Source organism: Croceicoccus mobilis, assembly GCF_001661965.1.
In the GTDB taxonomy this organism is placed as follows: Bacteria; Pseudomonadota; Alphaproteobacteria; order Sphingomonadales; family Sphingomonadaceae; genus Croceicoccus; species Croceicoccus mobilis.
In genome coordinates, this window is sequence record NZ_LYWZ01000011.1 from 66,220 (window position 1) to 88,516 (window position 22,297).

Below are 22,297 nucleotides of genomic sequence, written 5' to 3' on the forward strand. Positions count from 1 at the left end.
GGGATAGAGGTCAGATTTCGCAAATGGTCATGAAACTCGGATCGTTGATCACCGCCACCCTGCCGCTGCTGGCGCTTGCCGCATGTGGGGAAGAAAGCACGCCGGCCGAAGATGCCGCCGATGTCGCGCAGGTGCGCGAGATTCATGACAATCCGCCTCCGGTTCCGGTCGATCCGGAACGCATCAGCTATAACGACATAGAGAAGAACAATCTGTTCGGTGCAGGCTGCGGTTTCGCACCAGCCAATTCGCTGTCGGTCATCGCTCTGGCGCAACCGGAAAACGGCTATCTCAAGCTGAAGGGCGAGATCATCCATCTATCCCCGGACAAGGGCGGGGCCGAACTGCCGATGAGCAGCTGGCAGAATTATGCCGGAGAGAAATTCGCATTCGAATTGAAGCAATTGCCCGGCGAAGGTGAGGAAAGCGGTGTGGAATCGACCAGCTGGCCGGGCGCGCTCACCATCACCAATGCCAAGGACCAGACAGTCTATCAGGCCGAGGGTACGCTCCAGTGCGGAGCGTGACCCCCGGATACTGATGGATCAGGCGCGGAAGGCCGGAATATTGCCCGACGCGTCGAGATCGGGGATGATCCGGTAGCGCGAGAGTACCAGGCTGAAGATGCCGAACAGCAGCAGCCCGATCGCGACCAGCGTGAACCAGATGCCCGATCCGCTAAGCGAGGCAACGGCGCTACCAAGCGATTTTACGTCGGAAGAGCTGCTGAACCAGGCCGATTTCACCAGCGAAATGCCGACGATCGCATACACCACTGCTCGGGCGGAGAAGCCTGCACCGCCCAGATAGCGCGTCATATCGGGCGCCTGACCGCTGATGCGATGCATAAAGCTGCCAGTATAGGCCTTTTTCGCCTGTGAGAATGCCGCGCCGAAAAAGCCAAGACCGACGATACCCAAAAGGATCGGGCCAAGCGGCATCGAGATCACGCCGGCGGCTGCCTCCTGTGCACCACCGCCGCTGCCGCCACCGCTGGAGGTCGTGGCGAACTTGAACGCACTGTAAGCGAGCGCAAGGTGACCGATGGCGCTACCAGCATGGCCGATACGCTTGGCGATGCCGTGCTTGTCGCTACCATTGTTTTCAATATCGAAAAAGGTCGAGCAGAAGCGGAACAGCGCATAGGCGACGAGTCCGACGACCAGCACCCAGAGGATAACCGTTCCCGCGGGAAATTCCTCGATGGCGCGGAATACGCCATCCGTCCCTTCGCTGATCCTTCCCGCGCTGGTCAGCGCGATCAGCCCCAGCACGAAATACAGGACGGCGCGTGAGAAGTAGCCGACCCGTACGAGCCATCGGAATTTTTCGGATTTGTCGACCATTTAGGTGTCCCCTTGCATTCTGGCGGTTTGCAAGGGGGAACGGCCTACACGGCGAAAAGTGCCCGATGGCGGTCGGCTAGATGGTTATCAGACGTTGAACTTGAAATGCATGACATCGCCGTCCTGCACCACATATTCCTTGCCTTCCTGGCGCAGCTTGCCCGCTTCACGCGCCGCGCTTTCACCACCCAGAGAGACATAATCGCCGTAGGCAATCGTCTCGGCGCGGATAAAGCCCTTTTCGAAATCGGTGTGGATCTCGCCTGCCGCCTGCGGTGCCTTTGCCCCGGTGGGGAAGGTCCATGCGCGGGTTTCCTTCGGCCCTGCGGTGAAGAAGGTCTTCAGCCCAAGCAGGTCGTAACCAGCGCGGATCACGCGGGCGAGGCCGGATTCGGAAAGCCCCAGCTCTTCAAGGAATTCGGCGCGGTCGGCGGGGTCCATGGCCACGATTTCGCTTTCGATCGCGGCGGAGACGACGACAGCCTGTGCGCCCTCTGCCTTCGCCTTTTCGAAAACGGTGGCGGACAGGGCGTTGCCCTCGGCTGCGTCTTCCTCAGCGACATTGCAGACGTAAAGGACAGGCTTTGCCGTCAGCAGCTGCGCCTGTGCAAAGACGCGGGCTTCCTCGTCATCCTTGGGTTCGGTCAGGCGGGCGGGCTTGCCCTCACGCAGCAATTCCAGCGCCTGGCCCAGGACGCTGGCGATGATCTTCGATTCCTTGTCGCCGGTCTTGCCGCGCTTTTCCGCTGCCGGAACCCGCTTTTCGAGGGATTCCAGATCGCTCATCAGCAGTTCGGTTTCGACAACCTCTGCATCGGCAAGCGGATCGACCTTGTTCGAGACGTGCTGGATATCGTCATCCTCGAAACACCGCAGCACGTGCACGATGGCATCGACCTCACGGATATTGCCGAGGAACTGGTTGCCGAGGCCTTCGCCCTTGGACGCGCCCTTCACCAGACCGGCGATATCGACAAAGGCCAACTGCGTCGGGATGATCTTTTGCGATCCGGCGATCTCGGCGATCTTGTCCAGTCGTTCATCGGGAACGCCGACCTGCCCGACATTGGGCTCGATCGTGCAAAACGGGTAATTCGCCGCCTGCGCCGCCTGCGTTTCGGTCAGCGCGTTGAAAAGCGTCGACTTGCCGACATTGGGGAGGCCGACGATGCCGCAACGAAAACCCATGGGAAACTCCAGTTAAAAACTCGTGCCGCGCCGATATAGGGGCGCGGCCCGAAAGGCCAGAGCAGAGTTCGGGAAGAAGCGGGGAAGTTCGCCTGCCTCAGGTGCTGACGCCAAGGAGTCTGAGCAGAATCGTCACCGCCTGGATCAATGTGATGGTGGAAAGGGCGGCAATGAAACGCAACATCATTCTTTCCCTGGCGCTTCTTCGATCCGCCATGGCGGAAAGCGGCGGTTCTCACCTGCCTGGAAAAGGCAGATTTCGTTTCCGGCAGGATCGCAAAGACGCGCCTCGCGCCACAGCCAACGCTGGTCTGCCGGGCCAGAGAGAAACACAAGGCCCTTGTGTTTCAGCCTCGAAACCTCGGCATCGAGATCGTCATATTCGAAATAGATGACCGTTCCGGGCGAGGGCGCGTCAGTCACGGCATAGATCGACAATGTCTCTCCCGATGGTGTCTCGAAGCGGGCATAGCGCGGCGGCGAATCGACAATCTGGAGAAGGCCGAGCCGCGTGTAAAAATCGACCGAGGCGGCATAGTCGGTGCAGCCCACCGTGACCTGGTTAAGCCTCATGCCGCTTCGCCCGTACGGCTCGCGGAAGCCAGACGCAGCCAGGGATAGAGGGGCAGCCCAAGCCCCACGGTAAATCCCTTCGCCATCACAAGGTAGAAATTACGTAGCGCCATTCCGATGGCTCCCGTTACCCTTGATCCACATCGAGCCTGTGCGCCCAGACGGCGACCTCCTGTCTTTCCCAGCCAAGGGCCGGGTAAAACCCTTCGGCCGCATTGCCGGAACGGACCATGATCTCGACCTTTGGGCAATCCAGACCGCGCAGGAATTCCTCGCAGGCGGTGATGATCCGGCGGGCATGTCCGGCGCGTTCATGGCCGGGCGCTGTCGCAAGATAGTAGATCCAGCCGCGATGACCGTCGAACCCCGTCATGGCGGTAGAGACGATCCTGCCACCAGTCTCACAGACCAGTACACCCGATCCGGCGTATCCGACGGCGCGATCGAAGTCTGCGGCCGGGTCATTCCATGGGCGGGTGAGGGCGCAGGCCTGCCACAGGGCGATGACCGCTTCGCGATCGTCCAGCGTCGCATGCCGGATCGCGGTCATTGCTGGCGTAGCGCCACGTCATTCATGAAGCGGGCATCGTCACCTTTGGCCAGCCACTCCGCCTCTGACGCTATGGCACCCAGCATGGTGATCAGCTCGTCCTGCTCCGCCTTGCCGTAATTGCCCAGCACATGGCCCGTCACCCGGTCCTTGTGCCCCGGATGGCCGATCCCGATGCGCACGCGGCGGAAATCGGGGTCAAGGTGCTGGACGATGCTTTTAAGCCCGTTCTGCCCGGCCGTGCCGCCGCCCTGCTTTACCTTCACCTTCATCGGCGCAAGGTCGAGTTCGTCATGAAAGACAGTGAGGTCATCCATGGAAAGCTTGTAGAAGCGCATGGCTTCACCAACGGAACGGCCACTTTCATTCATGAATGTCGCCGGTTTCAGGAGGAGGATCTTCTCATTCCCGATGCGGCCTTCCGACAGCCAGCCCTGGAATTTCTTTTGCGGGGGGGCAAAGCGGTGCACCTCGGCAATGGTGTCCACCGCCATGAAGCCAACATTGTGGCGATTGAGCGCATATTTCGCGCCCGGATTTCCGAGACCGACCCAAAGCTGCATGGGCAAAGCCGTTAGCGCCTAAATCCCCAAATGAAAACGCCGGCCCTGCGGACAGGACCGGCGTTTCATGAAATCGGCGGAAAAGCCGGAGAGGATCAATCCTCGCCGTTCTGTTCCGTGGCCGGGACTTCGTCGGCATCTTCGGCGTTGGCTTCCGCGCCTTCGCTCTTCTTGAGAGCGGAGGGGGCAACCAGCGTCGCGATGGTGAAGTCGCGGTCGGTAATCGCGCTTTCGCTGCCAGCGGGCAGGGTCACGTGGCTGATGTGGATCGAATCGCCCACATCCTTGCCGGTGACGTCGATCTCGATCTGGTCGGGGATCTTGTCCGCTTCGCAGACCAGTTCAAGATCGTGGCGAACGATGTTCAGAACGCCGCCGCGCTTGAGGCCCGGGCTCGCTTCTTCGTTCACGAAGACGACGGGCACGTTCACATCGACCTTGGCGTCCTTGGTCAGGCGCAGGAAATCGACGTGGAGCGGACGGTCGGTCACGGGGTGGAACGCGACGTCCTTGGGAAGGGTGCGCACCTTGCTCTTGCCAACTTCGACCATGACGACCGAGTTGGAGAAGTGGCCGGTGCCGAGGAGCTTCACGAGTGCGCGCTCTTCGACGTGGATGGTGGTGGGTTCTTCCTTGCCGCCATAGATCACAGCGGGGACACGGCCTTCACGACGCAGTGCGCGGGAGGCTCCCTTGCCTGCCTTGTCGCGCGTCTCGGCCGCCAGGGTCAGCTGATCGCTCATTACCTTGGACCTTTATATAGATATTGGGTTCAACAAATCCCGCGCAGCACGCCTCCAGGGATGACCATACGGTGCGGGAAGTGCGCGCGCCTACGCGCAAAGCCGGAGAAATGCAAGCGCGAGCTGCGACGCGAGCCTTATTCGACCCGCGTGACGCGCCAGCCTTCGCTCTCCAGCAGGGCGATCAATCCATCCTCGCCGCCAACATGGCCTGCGCCAACCGCGACAAAGGGGCGGGCGCCCGATGACAACTGCGCGGCAATGGCCGCCACCCAGCTTTCGTTGCGGCGTGTCAGCAGGCGATTGCGCAGCAGATTGCCCGGATCTCCCGCCGGGCCGAGCCCTTCGTTCATCAGGGTCGCCAGCCGCTCCGTATCGCCCGACAGCCACGCATCGCTCATTTCCTCGGCATCCTCATCCCCCTCGGTCAGCATGGATTCGAGGAGTTCGCGCTGTTCCTTTTCAGCCAGCGTGTCGAAGAGGGAGAATTGCTGCTCGACAGTTTCGAGCCCCAGAACCGGACCGGAGGCATATTCGCCGATAAGAACGCGGTCCACGCCATCGGCCGGATCGATGCCCGAATTGGCCTGCATCGCGCTCGATAATGTAAGCGCCGCGGCCCATGTCTCGAGATTGCGAAACTGCGCCGGATTGGCTCCGGCATTATCGATCAGCTCGTCCAGATCGTCGCGCAATTCGGGCGAAACGCGCTGTTCCAGCGGGGGCAGCCCATTGGTAAAGGCCATGCGATTGAACGTATCACGCAATTGCGCATCGTCGAGATCGGCGACCTCGACAATCAGCACCCCCGATTTCGCCAGCGCATCTTTCAGCGCATCACTCTTCCACCGACTGCGCGAGGGGAGGGCGTGGATCGTGCCGAATAGCCAGCCGGCAGGTTCGGCATCGGCATCGGCATCGCTGCGGTCGACGCGATAGAGCGCCGGGTCCCCCTCAGGACCCGGCAACAGGTTGCAGGCGGACAGCGCCAGCGCCGCGAAAGGCGCCAGCAGCCATGCCGCCAGTTCACGTGTCGATGGGATAAAACGGCTCAGTATTGCACCCGCTCGACGCTCAGACCGCGCTTGGCCAGCATGGCCTGCACGCTGTCGTCGCCCGAAAGATGGCCCGCGCCGACCGCCATGAACACGGTGCCCGGCTGCGCCATGCGGCCCACCACCCAGTCGGCCCAGTTGGCGTTACGATTGACCAGCAGCGTTTCATAAACTTCGGGAGTGGCTTCCATGCCCTCGTTGATGAGGTCCGCAGTAGCATTCACATCGCCAAGGCCCCAGGCATCTTCCATTTCGGCATACATGGCCTCGGCCTCGTCCAGCTGATCGACAGCTTCCATCAGGAAACCGATCTGCGCCTCCTCGGTCATCGTGGAGAAGAAGCCCAGCTGTTCGGAGAAGCCTTCCAGCCCCGAGATCGGCATGTTCCGCTCTTCAGCCTGCGCCTCAAGCACCTTCTCGACACCGGCTTCACCCGAATATCCCAGCTTTTCCATCGGGGCGAGCGAGAGGATAAGGCCCGCAAACCACGGCTGCATGGGCTCCATCATCGCCACAGGCATGCCCAGTTTTTCGGCCGCCGCGGCCAGACGCGCGTTCTGCTCCGCCGACAATGCGCCCGACATGGTCGATCCGTCGGTGCGGATGCCATGGGTCATCATCTCCTGCTGCACGACGTCATCACCCGGCTCCACCATCTCGACAACAAGCTCGTCCGAGGCGGCGAACGCCTCGCTCACCGCGTCGTCGAACCAGACGAGGTCGGGCTTGAGCAGGTGCATGGTGCCGAACATATAGATGGTGGTGTCGTCATCCGACAGTTTCCACAACGCCGGATCGGCATCACTGCGGTCCAGCACCACTTCCTCTGCCATGGCAGGCTGCGCCATGATCGGAGCGCCCAGACCCAGAAGGGCCGCGGTGGCAGGTACGATCTGACGCAGGATTTTCTTCAGCTTCATTGCGATCCTCTCATGCAGGAAAAGATTAGATAGGCTCTTCTGTCTCCAAACTGAAGATGCGCAGCTTTTGGTAAAGAACTGGTAGGCATGAACGCCGCCGCTGAGGCCCATATCGTTTTGCCATGGGAAAAGACGCACGATCTGCCGTGATATAGGCCCTGCGCGCCATTGACGCCGTTTCGCACCTGCGCCATTGGCCCCGCATGACACGCGATCCGACAAAGTCGTTTCAGGACATGATCCTCACGCTCCACGACTACTGGAGCAGCAAGGGGTGCCTGATCCTTCAGCCCTATGACATGCGCATGGGTGCGGGCACGTTTCACCCGGCAACGACCTTGCGGGCATTGGGCCCCGAACCGTGGAACGCGGCATTCGTCCAGCCGTGCCGCCGTCCGACCGATGGCCGCTATGGCGAGAACCCGAACAGGCTTCAGCACTATTACCAGTATCAGGTCATCCTGAAGCCCAGCCCGCCCGATATTCAGGACCTTTATCTGGAAAGCCTGAAGCTGATCGGCATCGACCCGCTTCGCCACGACATCCGCTTTGTCGAGGACGACTGGGAAAGCCCGACGCTGGGCGCATGGGGTCTTGGCTGGGAAGTGTGGTGCGACGGGATGGAGGTGACGCAGTTCACCTATTTCCAGCAGATGGGCGGCTATGACTGCAAGCCGGTTGCAGGCGAGCTGACCTACGGCCTCGAACGCCTCGCCATGTATATCCAGGGCGTCGACAACGTCTATGACCTTGCCTTCAACCAGCAGGGCGTGAGCTATGGCGACGTATTCCTTGAGAACGAGCGCCAGATGTCGACCTGGAACTTCGAGGTCGCCGATACCGACGCATTGTTCGACCTGTTCCGCAAAGCGGTGGCCGAATGCAAGCTGTGCCTCGACAAGGGTCTGCCGATTCCGGCCTATGAGCAAGCGATCGAGGCCAGCCATATCTTCAATCTGCTGCAGGCGCGCGGCGTGATTTCCGTGCAGGAACGCGCCAGCTACATGGGGCAGGTCCGCGATCTCGCGCGGGGATCGTGCGAGGCGCATATGGCGAAGGAAGCCGACCGCTGGGCGGCGCAATATCCGGAGTGGGCGGCATGAGCGATTTCCTGCTCGAACTCCTGTGCGAAGAGATCCCGGCCCGCATGCAGGCTGGCGCGCGCGCCGATCTTGAACGTTTGTTCAAGGCGGAAATGGATGCCGCTGGCGTTGTTACGAGTGACATCACCGTCTGGTCGACCCCGCGCCGCCTTGCGCTGATCGCACGCGACGTGCCGACCGAGACCGAAGCGGTTTCCGAAGAAGCGAAAGGCCCGCCCGAAGGCGCACCCGACGCTGCCATCGACGGGTTCTGCAAGAAGAACGGCGTGACCCGCGACCAGCTTGAGCTTCGCGATGTGAAAGGCCGCAATACCTATTTCGCGGTGAAGAACGTGCCGGGCCGCGCTGTCAGCGACGTGCTGGCCGAAGCGATCCCCGCAATCATTCGCGCTTTCCCATGGCCGAAGTCGATGCGCTGGGGCGCAGCCTCGATCAGCACCGAAAGCCTGCGCTGGGTCCGCCCGCTGCAGGGTATTGTTGCGATTCTTGGCGAAGACCTCGTGTCGTGCGAAGTCGGCGGCGTGCAGTCGGGTTATGCCACGGTCGGGCACCGGTTCCATCATTCGGGCGAAGTCACCATCGGCGGCGCACATGATTACGCTGAAAAGCTTCGCGCCTGCCATGTGATCGTCGATCACGAGGAGAGGCAGGACATCGTCCGTAGCGAGGCCCGCGCCGCTGCCGAGGCCGCCGGACTGAAGCTGGTCGATGACGAAGGGCTGGTGATCGAGAACGCAGGCCTCACCGAATGGCCGGTTCCGTTGCTGGGCCGCTTCGACGAAGACTTCCTCGCCGTGCCGCCAGAGGTGATTCAGCTGACCGCGCGCGTGAACCAGAAATATTTCGTGTGCGAGGATCAGGCGGGCAAGCTTGCCAATGCCTTTGTCTGCACCGCGAACATCAGCGCCGATGACCCCGCCGTGATCGTCGATGGTAACCGCAAGGTGCTGGCCGCGCGCCTTTCGGACGCACGCTTTTTCTGGGAAGTCGATCAGAAAACACCGCTGCGCCAGCACGCGCAGAAACTGTCGCGCATCACTTTCCACGAAAAGCTGGGCACGGTGGCCGAGAAGGTGCAGCGCATCGCCAAGCTGGCCGACTGGCTGGTTTTCGACGCCAAGGCACCCAATGGCGATCATAAGCTCGCCCGTCAGGCGGCCGAACTGGCGAAGGCCGATCTCGTCACCGAGATGGTCGGGGAATTCCCTGAACTACAGGGCCTTATGGGCGGATATTACGCCCGGATCGAAGGGCTGCCGACCGAGGTCGCCGATGCGATCCGCGATCATTACAAGCCTGCCGGGCAGAACGACGACGTGCCCACCGCGCCGACCACCGTCGCAGTGGCATTGGCCGACCGGCTCGACAATCTCTTCAGCTTCTTCAAGATCGGCATTCTGCCAACCGGCTCTAAGGACCCCTTCGCGCTGCGCCGGGCCGCACTGGGCTATATCCGCCTGGTACAGGCCAACGGGTTGGAACTGTCGCTCGACACCGTAGTCCGTGCGTGGGAAGGGCGCCCGAACGCGGCGCTGGCGGAAAAGGTCACCGAGTTCCTGCTCGATCGGCTTGCCGTGCAGTTACGTGATCAAGGCGTGCGCCACGATTACATCAGCGCCTCGCACGACTGGCGGGGCCACATCGATTTCCGCATCGACCGGGTCGAGGCGCGGGCGAGGGCGCTCGCCAGCTTCCTCGGCACCGAAGATGGCGCGAACCTCCTTGCCGGATATAAGCGCGCGGCCAACATCCTGAAGAAGGAAGGCTTCGAAGGCGCCGAGAGCCGCATTGCCCGCACGGGGGAAGAAGATCCGATGTCGCTGGTCGACGATCCCGATCTCGGCCCCATCCTTGCCGAACGCGGTCACACCTCGCCGAACTATGCCATGGAGCCTGCCGAGAAGCGGCTGGTCGAGGCGCTGGACGAGGCCGCTCCTGCCGCATCATGCGCCGTCGCGGAGGAGGATTTCGAAGCCGCCATGGCCGCGCTCGCATCGTTGCGCGGGCCGATCGACGCGTTTTTTGATGATGTCACCGTCAATGATGACAACCCCACCAAACGGGCAGCCCGTCTTGCCCTTTTGGATCGGTTCCGCGTTGCAGTGCACAATGTTAGTGATTTCTCGCGGATCGAGAATTGATCTGTAGCGTTTGTTACAGGTTACAAGGTCGCATCGTAACGAAATATCGCCTATTCCAGCGTCGGATTTCGCGACGCAACAACCCTAGATAGAACACCCAGGGGGCTCGTTAAAACATGACCCAATATGTCTACACCTTCGGCGGCGGCGCCGTTTCCGACGATCCGAGGGCCAAGGACAAGAACATCACCGGCGGCAAGGGTTCCAACCTTGCTGAAATGGCCTCGATCGGGCTGCCGGTGCCTCCCGGTTTCACCATCACCACCGAAATGTGCGTGAAATATCTGGCGGAAGGTGCGAATTTCGACGACCAGCTGCGTGCCGACGTTGCCGCTGCGCTGAATCATATCGAAATGACCGTGGGCAAGAAGTTTGGCGATGCCGCCGATCCGCTGCTCGTTTCGGTCCGCTCGGGCGCGCGCGTTTCGATGCCGGGCATGATGGACACGGTCCTCAACCTCGGCCTTAACGACGAAACGGTGCAGGGTCTTGCCAGCGTTTCGGGTGATGAGCGTTTTGCTTGGGACAGCTATCGCCGCTTCATCCAGATGTATTCCGACGTCGTCCTTGGCCTCGACCACGGCCTGTTCGAAGAAGCGCTGGAGATCTGCAAGGAAGACAACGGCTTTTCCGCCGACATCGAGCTTTCGGCCGATGACTGGAAAAAGCTGGTCGCCGAATACAAGGCGATTGCAGAGCGCGAACTGGGCCGCCCGTTCCCGATGGACGTTAACGATCAGCTCTGGGGCGCGATTTCGGCAGTTTTCGGCAGCTGGGATTCCGAACGCGCCAAGGTCTATCGCCGGTTGAACGGCATTCCCGGTGGCTGGGGCACCGCGGTCAATGTGCAGGCCATGGTCTTTGGCAACATGGGCGAGACCAGCGCCACCGGCGTTGCCTTCACCCGCGATCCCGCGACCGGCGACCGCAATTATTACGGCGAATATCTGATCAACGCGCAGGGTGAGGACGTTGTCGCCGGCATCCGCACCCCGCAGTACCTGACCAAGGCCGCCAAGGAAGCGGCGGGCGCGAAGCTTCCCTCGATGGAAGAATCCATGCCCGAAGCCTATGGCGAACTGGCCAAGGTGTTCGACCTGCTCGAAAACCATTACCGCGAGATGCAGGACATCGAGTTCACGGTGCAGCAGGGCAAGCTCTGGATGCTTCAGACCCGCACCGGCAAGCGCACCGCGAAGGCTGCATTGAAGATGGCGGTCGACATGGTGCACGAAGGTCTTATCGACGAGGCGACCGCCGTGAAGCGCGTCGACCCGATGGCTCTGGACCAGTTGCTTCACCCGACGCTTGATCCCGATGCGCCGCGCGACATCCTGACCGTCGGTCTGCCCGCATCACCGGGCGCGGCGTCGGGCGCGGTCGTGTTCGATGCCGATACTGCCGAACAGCTGGCCGAACGCGGCGAGGCCGTGATTCTCGTCCGCGTGGAAACCAGCCCCGAAGACATCCACGGCATGCACGCAGCCAAGGGTATCCTGACCGCACGCGGCGGCATGACCAGCCACGCGGCCGTTGTCGCCCGCGGCATGGGCCGTCCCTGCGTTTCGGGTGCGTCGGCCCTGTCGATCGACCGCAAGAGCAAGGTTGCCCGCATAGGTGCGAACGAGCTGAAGGAAGGCGATGTCATCACCCTCGACGGTGCGACCGGCGAAGTGATGAAGGGCGCTGTCCCGACCATCGAGCCCGAACTGGTCGGCGATTTCGCAACGCTGATGGAGTGGGCCGACGCCAAGCGCCGCATGAAGGTGCGCACCAACGCCGAGACGCCCGCCGACTGCAAGATGGCGCGCCAGTTCGGCGCCGAAGGCATCGGCCTGTGCCGGACGGAGCACATGTTCTTTGACGCAGGCCGCATTTCCAGCGTGCGCGAGATGATCCTTGCCGAGGACGAGGCGGGTCGCCGCAAGGCGCTGGCCAAGCTGCTTCCCGAGCAGCGCATGGACTTCAAGGCGATCTTCACCGAGATGGCCGGCCTTCCGGTTACCATCCGCCTCCTCGATCCTCCGCTGCATGAATTCCTGCCGCATGCCGACGAGGAATTTGCAGAGCTGGCCGAGATCACCGGCTATGGCGTCGACCACCTCAAACGCCGCGCGGGTGAACTGCATGAGTTCAACCCGATGCTCGGCCACCGTGGCTGCCGCCTTGGTATCACTTACCCCGAGATCTACGAGATGCAGGTCCGCGCCATTTTCGAAGCCGCTTGCGAAGTGGCCGAGGAAAGCGGCGAGGCTCCGGTTCCCGAAGTCATGATCCCGCTGGTCGGTACCAAGAAGGAACTGGAAATCCTGCGCGCGCTCGTGGAACGCGAAGCCAAGAAGGTGTTCGAGGAAAAAGGCCGCACGCTCGAATATCTCGTCGGCACGATGATCGAGCTGCCGCGAGCCGCGTTGATGGCGGGTGAGATCGCGGAAGAAGGCGAGTTCTTCTCCTTCGGCACCAACGATCTGACGCAGACGACGCTCGGCGTTAGCCGTGATGACGCAGCGCGTTTCCTGACCCCTTATGTCGACAAGGGCATTTACCCGCGCGATCCGTTCGTAAGCCTCGACATCGAAGGCGTGGGCCAGCTGGTCGAACTGGCAGCCGAACGCGGCCGCAAGACCCGCCCGGACATCAAGCTCGGCATCTGCGGCGAGCATGGCGGCGATCCTGCTTCCATCGCTTTCTGTGAAAAGACCGGCCTCGATTACGTGTCGGCGTCGCCCTACCGCGTGCCGATCGCGCGTCTGGCCGCAGCGCAGGCCGCGCTGGCCGACTGATCTGATATGGAACGGAGCCCGAAGCCCCTTTAAAAGCGGGGTTTCGGGTTCCGGCCCGTCAAGGTCACGAATTCGAACCGTTCGCGGATAATTCCGTCATCGTCACGCTGCGCTTCGAATGCGCTGCGGGCGACATCCAGACCAGAACGCGTCAGGGCAGGGCCGGGATTGGCCAGTACATTGCCCATGGCCTGCGCCCGCAGATCGCCGATGATCTGGTCGAAACTGTCAAACCCGACATCAAAGCCCCAGCCATCCACCACCGGATCGGCAAAACCCGTGCGGGTCAGCAACTGCCCGGCGGCTCGCACATCGACCTGCGGGTGAATGCGCGGGGCAGGGCGCTCTCCGTCGCCCGCCAGCATCGCGGCGCGCAGCTTCAACAGCGACCCGGCAGCGGCAAAACTCGCGATCATCAACCCACCCTGTTTCAACGCGTGGCGCATCAGCACCAATGCGCCCGGAAGATCGTTCACCGTATCCAGCAGGCCGAACGTGACGATCAGGTCATAGGGTCCGCCCGAGATCGGCTTTTCCTCATCGATCTGCACCTTGCCGGGCAGTGGCGCCGGATCGGCGGCCGTCACATCGCCTCCTGTTTCTTCCAGATGCCGGATCAGTGCGCCGGTGCGATCACCGATGACAAGCGCCTTGGCGAAATCCTCGCGCAGGAAGCCGAGTCGATCGACCACATCCTCGGCCAATTCGCGGGTAATTGTGGACACACCATCAATCCGCGCCATGCGCTGTCGTGCGGCAATCCGGCGGGAGCGTGAGAAAATGCGGGGAGGAGTAGGGGCGGAAGCCATGGCCTGCCTGTTGCCGTGCGCGTCCGGAATGTGCAAGCGTGGCGATGTGCGAAAAAACGCATGTGTAACAGGTCGCAATTCAACACCCATGATTTCGCTGCGCCAGAAATTCGCGCCGATCATCGATTTCGCCTTCCCGCCGCGCTGCCCCGCTTGCGGCGATGAAGTCGTCGGCGCCCCCGGACAGGACGATGCGCTGTGCCCGTCATGCTGGAGCAGGCTTGAAATGCCCGGTCATCCATCCTGCCGCCTGTGCCAGCATCCGCTCGCGCCCGAAGGCAATCTCGACGACGGGCTGTGCGTGGCCTGCCGTGAGGCTGCGCCGGTCCATGACGGGATGAGCGCGGCGACCATCTATGGCGATGCATCGCGCGATGTCGTCCTGGCGTTGAAACATGCCGGGCGCTTTGCGCTGGCAGGGCCGATGGGTCGATTGATGGCTATGCGGCTGGAGGCATCCGGCGCGGTTCTGCCACCGGACCCGCTGGTCGTGCCGGTTCCGCTTCACCGGACCCGGCTCTGGTCGCGCGGGTACAACCAGTCGGTTTTGCTTGCCCGCGGACTGGCAAAGGCACGGGGATGGAGCGTTGCGCCCGACGCGCTCCGCCGCGTGCGGCGTACCCGGGCGCTTGGCGGGCTGGATCGAAGCGAGAGACTTGAAATGCTGGCAGGGGCCATCGTCGTGCCGCACGCCCTAAGCGTGGCGGGGCGCGATATTGTGCTGGTCGATGACGTGGTGACCAGCGGCGCGACCACGGATGCATGTGTCAGGGCGTTGAAGGATGCGGGCGCGGATCGCGTGGTGGTTTCCTGCTATGCGCGGGTGCGATCGCCTTGGCGGGCGGGTGCCTTGCGGGATTGAAGGCCCGCTAAATGAGTGCCGGATAAAAGTTGGCGCCCGGGGAGCGAAATCCCCGAGCGCCAGATTGACGTTCCGTTCGAGTGCGCATCAGAGACTTTTCGTCCCGAGCTGCTGCCCGTCTTTCCCGTCTGATAAGCCCCCCGGCTTATCATTTTCCCTGAACGTTGACCGCTTAGAGCATCCGCTTGGCGACAACGATCACCGCGGCAACGATTCTCGTGCGTTGCAAGCGGGTCCGGCTCCCTCAAGCCGTGATTGCGTTCTTGCCTGTCCGATGCAATTTGGAAAGGGTGAAACCGCGCGCGACATGGAAAATATGCAACGCTGTGGTGGAAGTGCAACAATCGTTCGCGATGAAACTTTAAAAAGGATCCTGTTAATGGCCGATGGCGCCGATCGCATTGATGAAACGCTCGAGTTCCGGCCGCGCTTCGATCCCGACGGGCTGATTACTGCCATCTGCCAAAGCACCGAGGACGATACCATCCTCATGGTCGCCCATATGAATGCGCAGTCTTTGCAGATGACGCGCGATACAGGTTTTGCGCATTTCTGGTCACGCTCACGCCAGACCCTTTGGAAAAAGGGAGAAACCTCTGGTAACATGCTGCAAGTAAAGGAAATGCTGGTCGATTGCGATCAGGACTGCCTGCTTGTGCGGGTCGAGCCGGCTGGCCCCGCCTGCCATACCGGTCGCAAATCTTGCTTCTATCGCAGGATCGGGGACGACGGTCTGACGTTGGTGAATGGTTGAAGGGTGGTCTAACCCCCTTTAAATTGACAGAGATGTAAATGAGACGGTCCCTAGACCGCAGGAGAGGACTATGGCCAGTTACACCGCCCCCGTTCGCGATACGCGCTTCATCATGGAGAACGTGTTGAAGCTCGGCGATCGCGCCGGAAAACCCGGTTTCGAATCGGCCGACCCTGACATGGTCGCCGCGATTCTGGAGGAAGCAGGAAAGTTCGCGAGCGAGATATTTGCCCCGCTCAATGCCCCTGGCGATGCGCAGGGGTGCACCCGTCACGACGATGGCAGCGTCACCGTGCCTGACGGCTATGCCGACGCCTACCGCCAATATTGTGAAGCGGGCTGGGGGACATTGACTGCTCCCGAGGCCTATGGCGGGCAGGCTCTGCCACATGTCCTCGGCGTTGCGGTGGAAGAATATCTGTCGTCTGCCAATATGGCGCTGGCGATGTATCCGGGGCTGACCGATGGCGCGGTTCGCGCGCTGCTCGCACGCGGAAGCGATGAGCAGAAGGCGCTCTACCTGCCAAAGCTGATCGCGGGCGAATGGACCGGCACCATGAACCTGACCGAGCCGCATTGCGGCACGGATCTCGGGCTTTTGCGCAGCCGGGCCGAGCCGAATGACGACGGCAGCTTTGCTATCACCGGGACGAAGATCTTCATTTCCTGCGGTGAGCACGACATTGCCTCTAACATCGTCCACTTCGTCCTGGCGCGAACCCCCGATGCGCCACCGGGCACCAAGGGCATTTCCATGTTCATCGTGCCAAAGTTCCTGCCGGACGAAAATGGCGAGCCGGGCGAACGCAACAGCCTGCAATGCGGCTCAATCGAAGAAAAAATGGGCATTCACGGCAGCGGCACCTGCGTCATGAATTACGATGGGGCCAAGGGATGGCTGATCGGCGAGGAAAACAAGGGCCTTGCCGCCATGTTCATCATGATGAACGCGGCCCGCCTTTGGGTCGGGATGCAGGGTCTGGGCCAGGCCGAGGTCGCCTATCAGAATGGCGCGGCCTATGCGCTGGATCGCAGGCAGGGCAGGGCGCTTAGCGGGGCGAAAGACCCTGAGGAAGCTGCCGATCTACTGATCGTCCATCCCGATGTCCGCCGCCTCCTGATGGATGCGCGGGCCAAGACCGAAGGTTTGCGCGCGCTCATCATCTGGATCGGGCTACAGACCGATCTCGCGCTCCACGCCGAAAGCGAGGAGGAGCGGCAGCAGGCCGATGATTTCGTCCAATTGCTGATCCCGGTGGTTAAGGCGATCGGCACCGACATCGGCTATGATGTCGCGACCCAGATGCAGCAGGTCTGGGGCGGGCATGGCTATATCGCGGAAAACGGCATGGAACAGTTCGTGCGAGATGCCCGCATCGCCATGATCTATGAGGGCGCCAACGGCGTTCAGGCCATGGACCTTGTCGGGCGCAAGCTGCCCATGCATGGCGGGCGCGCGGTGCAGTCTTTCTTCGCAATGGTCGATAAGGAAGTCGCTCAAGCCAAGGAAACCAAATCACTTTCAGATCTGGCAGGCGCGCTTGAAAAGGCGAATGGCGAGTTGAAAGCGGCATCCATGTGGCTGATGGAAAATGCGCCGAAAAACCCGAATAACGCCGGTAGCGCCGCCTATATGTACATGCAGATCCTGGGGCTGGTCGCCATGGGGTTGATGTGGCTGCGGATGGGCGCGGCAGCGGCAAAGTCGCTGGACGGGGGTGAGGGCGATGCCGCCTTCATGCAGGCGAAACTGTTATGCGCACGGCACTTCGCCAACGGCCAGCTTCCCGACGCAGGCGCGCTGCGCCGCAAGCTTTCGGCCGGGGCCGAAACGATCATGAAAATGCCCGCCGAAAGCTTCCTGCGGACCTGAGAAATAGCCCCGGCGGCTGGCATCGCCGGGGCCTTTCGCTTATTCGGGCAGGAAGTCCGGCACCGACAGGTAACGCTCACCCGTATCGTAGTTGAAGCCCAGCACACGCGTGCCTGCCGGCAATTCGGGCAACTTCTTTGCAATAGCCGCAAGGGTTGCGCCGGAACTGAGGCCGACCAGCAAACCTTCCTTGGTCGCGCATTGGCGCGCCATGTCCTTGGCCGCATCGGCATCTACCTGGATTGCGCCATCGATGGCGCGGGTGTGCAGATTGCCGGGAATGAAGCCAGCGCCAATACCCTGCAGCGGATGCGGGCCGGGCTGCCCGCCGGAGATGACGGGAGATAGCGCGGGCTCGACAGCATAGGCCTTCATCTCGGGCCAAGCCGCCTTCAACGCCTCGGCACAGCCGGTGAGATGGCCGCCGGTGCCGACGCCGGTGATCATAACGTCGATCGGGCTGTCCGCGAAATCGGCCTCGATCTCCTTCGCCGTGGTGCGGGCGTGGATCGCGGGGTTGGCTTCATTGTCGAACTGCTGCGGCATCCACGAATTGGGTGTTGCCTCGATCAGTTCCTTGGCGCGTTCAAGCGCACCCTTCATGCCCTTTTCCTTAGGCGTCAGGTCGAAGCTAGCGCCATAGGCCAGCATCAGGCGGCGGCGTTCGATCGACATGGATTCGGGCATGACGAGGACAAGCTTGTAGCCCTTTACCGCCGCGACCATGGCAAGCCCGATGCCGGTATTGCCCGAAGTCGGCTCGATGATGGTGCCGCCCGGCTTCAGGCTGCCGTCCGCTTCCGCGGCTTCGACCATGGCCAGCGCGATGCGGTCCTTGATCGATCCGCCAGGGTTGGCGCGTTCGGACTTGATCCACACCTCATGATCCGGAAACAGGCGAGAGAGGCGGATGTGCGGCGTGTTGCCGACGGTTTCGAGTACGCTCATGGCCTTCATGTCTTGGCTCCTTCCTCTGCCGCGCCTTTGCTCTTTTCACGATAGGCGGGTGCGAATGTGCGGGCATTGCGGATCTCAGGGTAGATCGCGGCCCAAATCAATGTGATCAATATCGCCCCCGCGCCGCCGAATACAACCGCCCCGGTCGCGCCCAGGATCGAGGCCGCGATGCCCGATTGCAGTTCGCCCAGTTCGTTGGACGCAGAGATGGCCACACCGGAAATGGACGAGACGCGCCCACGCATTTCATCGGGCGTGTTCAGCTGCACCAGCGAATTGCGCACGAATACCGAAATCATGTCCGCCGCCCCCAGCACGAGCAGTAGCAGCAAGGACAGGGCGAAGCTGTGCGAAAAGCCGAACAGGGCGGTAGCAAGCCCGTAGATACCGACGGCCCAGAGCATTTTGACCCCGACATTATGCTCCATGGGTTTCCACGACAGCCAAAGCGCCACGATGCCGGCCCCCGCAGCGGGCATGGCGCGCATCCAGCCCAGACCTTCGGGCCCGACCTGCAGAATATCGCGCGCGAACACCGGCAGCAGCGCCGTCACCCCGCCTAGCAACACCGCAAACAAGTCGAGCGAGATCGCACCGAAAAGAAAACGGTCGCGCCAGACAAAGGAAAGCCCGCCAAGCGCCTGCTTCCACGGATTGATGCGGCGGTCGTAATGCGGACGTCGCGGCGGCTTGATCATCAGCAGGATGCCCGCGCTCAACGCCAGCAGGACCAGCGCCACGAAATAGGGGAAGCTGGGGAACACGGTATAAAGCAATCCGCCTGCCGCCGGACCCAGCACGCGAGCGAATTGTCCGGCGATGGAATTGGTCGCGATGGCACGCGGGATCAGCTTTGCAGGCACGATATTGGGCGCAAGTGCGGACATTGCAGGGTTGAAGAACACCCGCGCCGTGCCATGCATTGCCGCCATCACGAACAACAGCGGCAGGCTCAGCAATTCCATGTGGGTGGCATAGGCCAGCACCGCTGCGACACCGCTGTCGACCAGAACCGACAGCGCCGCGACCTTGCGCCTGTCGAAACGATCGGATGCCACCCCCGCAAAGGGGGTCAGCAGGAAGATCGGCACGAATTGCACCGCGCCCAATATGCCCAGCTGAAAAGCGGCGGCGGCGCGGCTCATTTCATAAGCGGAGCGCGCCACGTCATAGACCTGCCAGCCCAGCACCACGACTACCGAGAGCGTAGCGATCGAGCCTGCGAAGCGCACCGCCATGAACAGGCGATAATCACCGATCTGGAGCGGGTGGGTAGGCCCCGCTCCCCCGGCTGCGCTGCGATCGTCTGTCATCGTGCGTCGTGAGTTTCGCTATCGTCCGTCAGCGGACGGGGCTGAATTTTCCGGTATTTTCGTCGAGCCAGTGAAGAAGGCCATCGGAAATCGCGAAGAACGCGCCGCGCAGGGCCAGCGTGCCCTTTTCCTCCTTCGCCTTGACGCAGGGAAAAGTGCGCAGGTTCTGGATGGAGACCTTGACCGCTGCCTGTTCCATCGCGCGCTCTGCTTCGCGCCCCTCGGTGCCGTATTCGGAGGCAACCTCGTTACGCGCATCGTCGAGCAGGTCGATCCAGTCAGCGATGAACCCGCCGCGGCCCGGTTCATTGCCATGCATCGACTGCGTAAGTGCCGCGTTGCAGCCGCCGCACATGCCGTGGCCCAGCACCAGCACTTCTTCGACCTGCAGAACCTGCACCGCGAATTCCAGTGCGGCGGAAACGCCGTGATGACCGGGATTCGTCTCGAACGGGGGGACCATGGCTGCGACATTGCGCACCACGAAGATCTCTCCCGGATCGACATCGAAGATCTGGCTGGGATCGACGCGGCTGTCAGAGCACGCGATGACCATCACCTTGGGCGATTGCCCTTCTTTCAACTGCATCCAGCGTTCGCGCTGGGGATGCCAGCTCTTTTCACGGAAGCGGCGGTACCCTTCGGTAAGGGAGCTCTGTACGATAGAATCGGGCATGAGGGTTCTGTGGACCTGCCTTCGCCCCCTTGCAAGAGCGGTTTGACATCGACCCATAGTCCCTGTTGCCATCGGGGGCGTGATCAATGCGCGCAATGCAAATGACGTGCATTGCGGCTTTCGCGCTTGGTGACTATGTGGAGGGGCATGAACGACATCAGCAACACGCCCGCCCGCGAACCGATCCGCCGCAAGCCGGACTGGATCCGCGTGAAAGCGCCCGTCAGCAAAGGCTATGCCGAGACGCGCAAGCTGATGCGGGACCTGAAGCTCAATACCGTTTGCGAAGAGGCCGCCTGCCCGAACATCGGGGAGTGCTGGACCAAGAAGCATGCCACCGTGATGATCCTGGGCGATGTGTGCACCCGCGCCTGCGCGTTCTGCAACGTCAAGACCGGCATGCCGCGCATGGTCGACCCGCTGGAGCCGGAACATGTCGCGACCGCCGCGGCCGAAATGGGGCTCGAGCATATCGTCATCACCTCGGTCGACCGCGACGACCTGCCCGACGGCGGTGCCAGCCAGTTCGTGAAGGTGATCAATGCGCTTCGTACACGTGCGCCCAACACCACGATCGAGATCCTGACCCCGGATTTCCGCGGCAAGATGAAGGATGCGCTGAAAGCCATCTGCGAAGCGCGTCCCGACGTGTTCAACCATAATCTTGAGACCGTGCCGCGCCTGTATCCGACTATCCGTCCCGGTGCCCGCTATTACGCCTCGCTCCGCCTGCTGGAGGAGGTGAAGGCGAATGATCCGACGATCTTCACCAAGTCGGGCATCATGCTGGGCCTTGGCGAACAGCGGCTTGAGATCCATCAGGTGATGGATGACATGCGCAGCGCCGACATCGATTTCCTGACCATGGGCCAGTATCTGCAGCCCACGCCCAAGCATGCAAAGGTCGAGGATTTCGTCACCCCGCAGCAGTTCAACGCATTGGGTTCGATCGCGCGGGCCAAGGGGTTTCTGCAGGTCGCATCGAGCCCGCTTACGCGCTCGAGCTATCACGCAGGCGACGATTTCGCCGAGATGAAGGCCGCGCGCGAAGCGAAGCTGGCCAAGGGCGGCGATACGCAGAAGGTGCCGTCCAAGCGCCAGTGGAACCGCGAGGACGAGGCTCCCGCCGCCTGATATGCCCAGCATTCGTGAAACGCGAGAGCTCGACTATTCAGCCGAGCAGATGTTCGATCTTGTCGCCGATGTCGCCCGCTATCCGGAGTTTTTGCCCTGGGTCGTGGCGACGCGGGTGAAATCGAACACCGAGACCGAGATGGTCGCCGACATGATGGTCGGCTTCAAGGCGCTGCGCGAACGCTTTACATCAAAGGTTCACAAGAACCGTCCCGACAGCATCGTCGTCGAATATGTCGACGGGCCGCTGTCCAAGCTGGAAAACAGCTGGCGTTTCGAACCGCTGGAAGGCGGCCGCAGCCGTATCCATTTCTGCGTGGATTTCACCTTCCGCAACCGCGTGTTCGAGGCGCTGGCTGGCCAATATCTCGACCGCGCGTTCCGGAAAATGGTCGGCGCATTCGAAGAACGCGCCGGCAAGCTTTACGGCAGCAACAATTCCAGCGCGCATAGCGCGGCCTGACGGCGCACGTCGCCGCGACCGTTGCATTCGAATTTCTTCAGTTCCGCTTCGGGTTCCTGATCAGCGCCCTGGCTGCGCTTCGCCTTGGCGAATACGACGGTGCCCACGGGCTTTTTCTCGGTGCCGCCATCGGGTCCCGCGATACCGGTGATCGCCACGGCGACATCGGCCTCGGAATGCTTGATCGCACCTTGCGCCATCGACCATGCGACCGCGACCGAAACAGCGCCGAAGGTTTCGATCAGGTCGCTGGGAACCTCCAGCTCTTCCATCTTGGCTTCGTTGGAATAGGTCACGAAACCGCGGTCGAACACGGCGGACGATCCGGGCACCTCGGTCAGCGCCGCGCAGACGAGGCCGCCGGTGCAGCTTTCAGCCAGCGCGATTTTCGTACCGGCCTCGCGATGCGCCTCGACAACGCGGGTCGCAAGTTCGATCATCTCTTGGGGGAGGGTGCAATCCATGGGAAATCCGAGAAATTGGGGGGAGGG

22 protein-coding genes are annotated in these 22,297 nt (G+C 62.0%); 9 read left to right on the plus strand and 13 right to left on the minus strand.

Features of this window, described 5'->3' with window-relative positions; genetic code table 11:
* Positions 1 to 29 precede the first annotated feature (29 nt).
* The gene (locus A9D13_RS03075) at positions 30 to 527 is read left to right on the plus strand and encodes a hypothetical protein (RefSeq protein ID WP_172808080.1); all 498 of its coding nucleotides are present in this window, start codon (positions 30 to 32) and stop codon (positions 525 to 527) included.
* Between the two features lie 18 nt (positions 528 to 545).
* On the opposite strand, the gene A9D13_RS03080 is transcribed toward A9D13_RS03075, so the two are convergent.
* The 8 genes from A9D13_RS03080 to A9D13_RS03115 all read right to left on the minus strand — a co-directional run bounded on the left by A9D13_RS03080 (position 546) and on the right by A9D13_RS03115 (position 6,938).
* A complete protein-coding gene (locus A9D13_RS03080) occupies positions 546 to 1,346 on the minus strand; it encodes a DUF1206 domain-containing protein (protein ID WP_066769933.1) in 801 nt (266 codons plus the stop codon).
* Positions 1,347 to 1,433: 87 nt separating this feature from the next.
* Positions 1,434 to 2,534, minus strand: a complete 1,101-nt coding sequence (gene ychF, locus A9D13_RS03085; RefSeq protein ID WP_066769935.1) for a redox-regulated ATPase YchF — start codon at positions 2,532 to 2,534, stop codon at positions 1,434 to 1,436.
* Positions 2,535 to 2,717: 183 nt separating this feature from the next.
* The gene (locus tag A9D13_RS03090) at positions 2,718 to 3,107 is read right to left on the minus strand and encodes a VOC family protein (protein WP_066769945.1); all 390 of its coding nucleotides are present in this window, start codon (positions 3,105 to 3,107) and stop codon (positions 2,718 to 2,720) included.
* Between the two features lie 127 nt (positions 3,108 to 3,234).
* The gene (locus A9D13_RS03095) at positions 3,235 to 3,657 is read right to left on the minus strand and encodes a GNAT family acetyltransferase (protein WP_066769948.1); all 423 of its coding nucleotides are present in this window, start codon (positions 3,655 to 3,657) and stop codon (positions 3,235 to 3,237) included.
* Positions 3,654 to 4,220, minus strand: a complete 567-nt coding sequence (gene pth / locus A9D13_RS03100) for an aminoacyl-tRNA hydrolase (RefSeq protein ID WP_066769951.1) — start codon at positions 4,218 to 4,220, stop codon at positions 3,654 to 3,656. Before pth ends, A9D13_RS03095 begins: the two co-directional genes overlap by 4 nt.
* A gap of 95 nt (positions 4,221 to 4,315) precedes the next feature.
* Positions 4,316 to 4,963, minus strand: a complete 648-nt coding sequence (locus A9D13_RS03105; RefSeq protein WP_066769954.1) for a 50S ribosomal protein L25/general stress protein Ctc — start codon at positions 4,961 to 4,963, stop codon at positions 4,316 to 4,318.
* Between the two features lie 137 nt (positions 4,964 to 5,100).
* Entirely contained in the window at positions 5,101 to 5,931 is an 831-nt protein-coding gene (locus A9D13_RS03110) for a TraB/GumN family protein (protein WP_172808081.1), read from the minus strand.
* Between the two features lie 83 nt (positions 5,932 to 6,014).
* Entirely contained in the window at positions 6,015 to 6,938 is a 924-nt protein-coding gene (locus tag A9D13_RS03115; RefSeq protein ID WP_066769960.1) for a TraB/GumN family protein, read from the minus strand.
* Between the two features lie 203 nt (positions 6,939 to 7,141).
* On the opposite strand from A9D13_RS03115, the gene A9D13_RS03120 reads away from it, so the two are divergent.
* The 3 genes from A9D13_RS03120 (at position 7,142) to ppdK (ending at position 12,965) form a co-directional block, all read left to right on the plus strand.
* Positions 7,142 to 8,041 (plus strand): glycine--tRNA ligase subunit alpha, encoded by a 900-nt coding sequence (locus A9D13_RS03120; protein ID WP_066769962.1) that lies wholly within the window; start codon positions 7,142 to 7,144, stop codon positions 8,039 to 8,041.
* The gene (gene glyS, locus A9D13_RS03125; RefSeq protein ID WP_066769964.1) at positions 8,038 to 10,182 is read left to right on the plus strand and encodes a glycine--tRNA ligase subunit beta; all 2,145 of its coding nucleotides are present in this window, start codon (positions 8,038 to 8,040) and stop codon (positions 10,180 to 10,182) included. The genes A9D13_RS03120 and glyS overlap by 4 nt, the downstream gene beginning before the upstream one ends.
* Before the next feature lie 116 nt (positions 10,183 to 10,298).
* Positions 10,299 to 12,965, plus strand: a complete 2,667-nt coding sequence (ppdK, locus tag A9D13_RS03130; protein WP_066769967.1) for a pyruvate, phosphate dikinase — start codon at positions 10,299 to 10,301, stop codon at positions 12,963 to 12,965.
* 29 nt (positions 12,966 to 12,994) lie between these two features.
* Here the strand turns inward: ppdK and A9D13_RS03135 are convergent, their stop codons facing one another.
* Positions 12,995 to 13,690: a methyltransferase domain-containing protein gene (locus A9D13_RS03135; protein WP_244884878.1), complete on the minus strand. Its 696-nt coding sequence runs from the start codon at positions 13,688 to 13,690 to the stop codon at positions 12,995 to 12,997.
* A 172-nt stretch (positions 13,691 to 13,862) separates the two neighbouring features.
* Here A9D13_RS03135 and A9D13_RS03140 point away from each other — a divergent pair, with 172 nt between their 5' ends.
* The 3 genes from A9D13_RS03140 to A9D13_RS03150 all read left to right on the plus strand — a co-directional run bounded on the left by A9D13_RS03140 (position 13,863) and on the right by A9D13_RS03150 (position 17,263).
* Positions 13,863 to 14,636, plus strand: a complete 774-nt coding sequence (locus A9D13_RS03140; RefSeq protein WP_066769971.1) for a ComF family protein — start codon at positions 13,863 to 13,865, stop codon at positions 14,634 to 14,636.
* Positions 14,637 to 15,015: 379 nt separating this feature from the next.
* A complete protein-coding gene (hisI, locus tag A9D13_RS03145; RefSeq protein ID WP_066769974.1) occupies positions 15,016 to 15,390 on the plus strand; it encodes a phosphoribosyl-AMP cyclohydrolase in 375 nt (124 codons plus the stop codon).
* A gap of 70 nt (positions 15,391 to 15,460) precedes the next feature.
* Positions 15,461 to 17,263: an acyl-CoA dehydrogenase C-terminal domain-containing protein gene (locus A9D13_RS03150; RefSeq protein WP_066769976.1), complete on the plus strand. Its 1,803-nt coding sequence runs from the start codon at positions 15,461 to 15,463 to the stop codon at positions 17,261 to 17,263.
* A gap of 39 nt (positions 17,264 to 17,302) precedes the next feature.
* On the opposite strand, the gene cysK is transcribed toward A9D13_RS03150, so the two are convergent.
* Genes cysK through A9D13_RS03165 form a run of 3 tightly spaced genes read right to left on the minus strand, consistent with a single transcriptional unit; the run spans position 17,303 to position 20,209 of the window.
* Positions 17,303 to 18,220, minus strand: a complete 918-nt coding sequence (gene cysK, locus A9D13_RS03155; protein ID WP_066769978.1) for a cysteine synthase A — start codon at positions 18,218 to 18,220, stop codon at positions 17,303 to 17,305.
* On the minus strand, positions 18,217 to 19,533 hold the full coding sequence (locus A9D13_RS03160) for an MFS transporter (protein ID WP_066769980.1): 1,317 nt from the start codon (positions 19,531 to 19,533) through the stop codon (positions 18,217 to 18,219). The genes cysK and A9D13_RS03160 overlap by 4 nt, the downstream gene beginning before the upstream one ends.
* A 28-nt stretch (positions 19,534 to 19,561) precedes the next feature.
* Complete coding sequence (locus A9D13_RS03165; RefSeq protein WP_066769987.1) at positions 19,562 to 20,209, minus strand: carbonic anhydrase; 648 nt, start codon at positions 20,207 to 20,209, stop codon at positions 19,562 to 19,564.
* A gap of 147 nt (positions 20,210 to 20,356) precedes the next feature.
* On the opposite strand from A9D13_RS03165, the gene lipA reads away from it, so the two are divergent.
* Both lipA and A9D13_RS03175 read left to right on the plus strand, forming a co-directional pair.
* Positions 20,357 to 21,343 carry a lipoyl synthase gene (gene lipA / locus A9D13_RS03170; protein WP_082922060.1) on the plus strand — a complete coding sequence of 329 codons (987 nt, stop codon included), beginning with the start codon at positions 20,357 to 20,359 and terminating at the stop codon, positions 21,341 to 21,343.
* 1 nt (position 21,344) lies between these two features.
* On the plus strand, positions 21,345 to 21,806 hold the full coding sequence (locus A9D13_RS03175; RefSeq protein WP_066769990.1) for a type II toxin-antitoxin system RatA family toxin: 462 nt from the start codon (positions 21,345 to 21,347) through the stop codon (positions 21,804 to 21,806).
* On the opposite strand, the gene A9D13_RS03180 is transcribed toward A9D13_RS03175, so the two are convergent.
* On the minus strand, positions 21,767 to 22,270 hold the full coding sequence (locus A9D13_RS03180; RefSeq protein ID WP_066769992.1) for a CinA family protein: 504 nt from the start codon (positions 22,268 to 22,270) through the stop codon (positions 21,767 to 21,769). The two genes, A9D13_RS03175 and A9D13_RS03180, sit on opposite strands and share 40 nt — an antisense overlap.
* Positions 22,271 to 22,297: the final 27 nt, after the last annotated feature.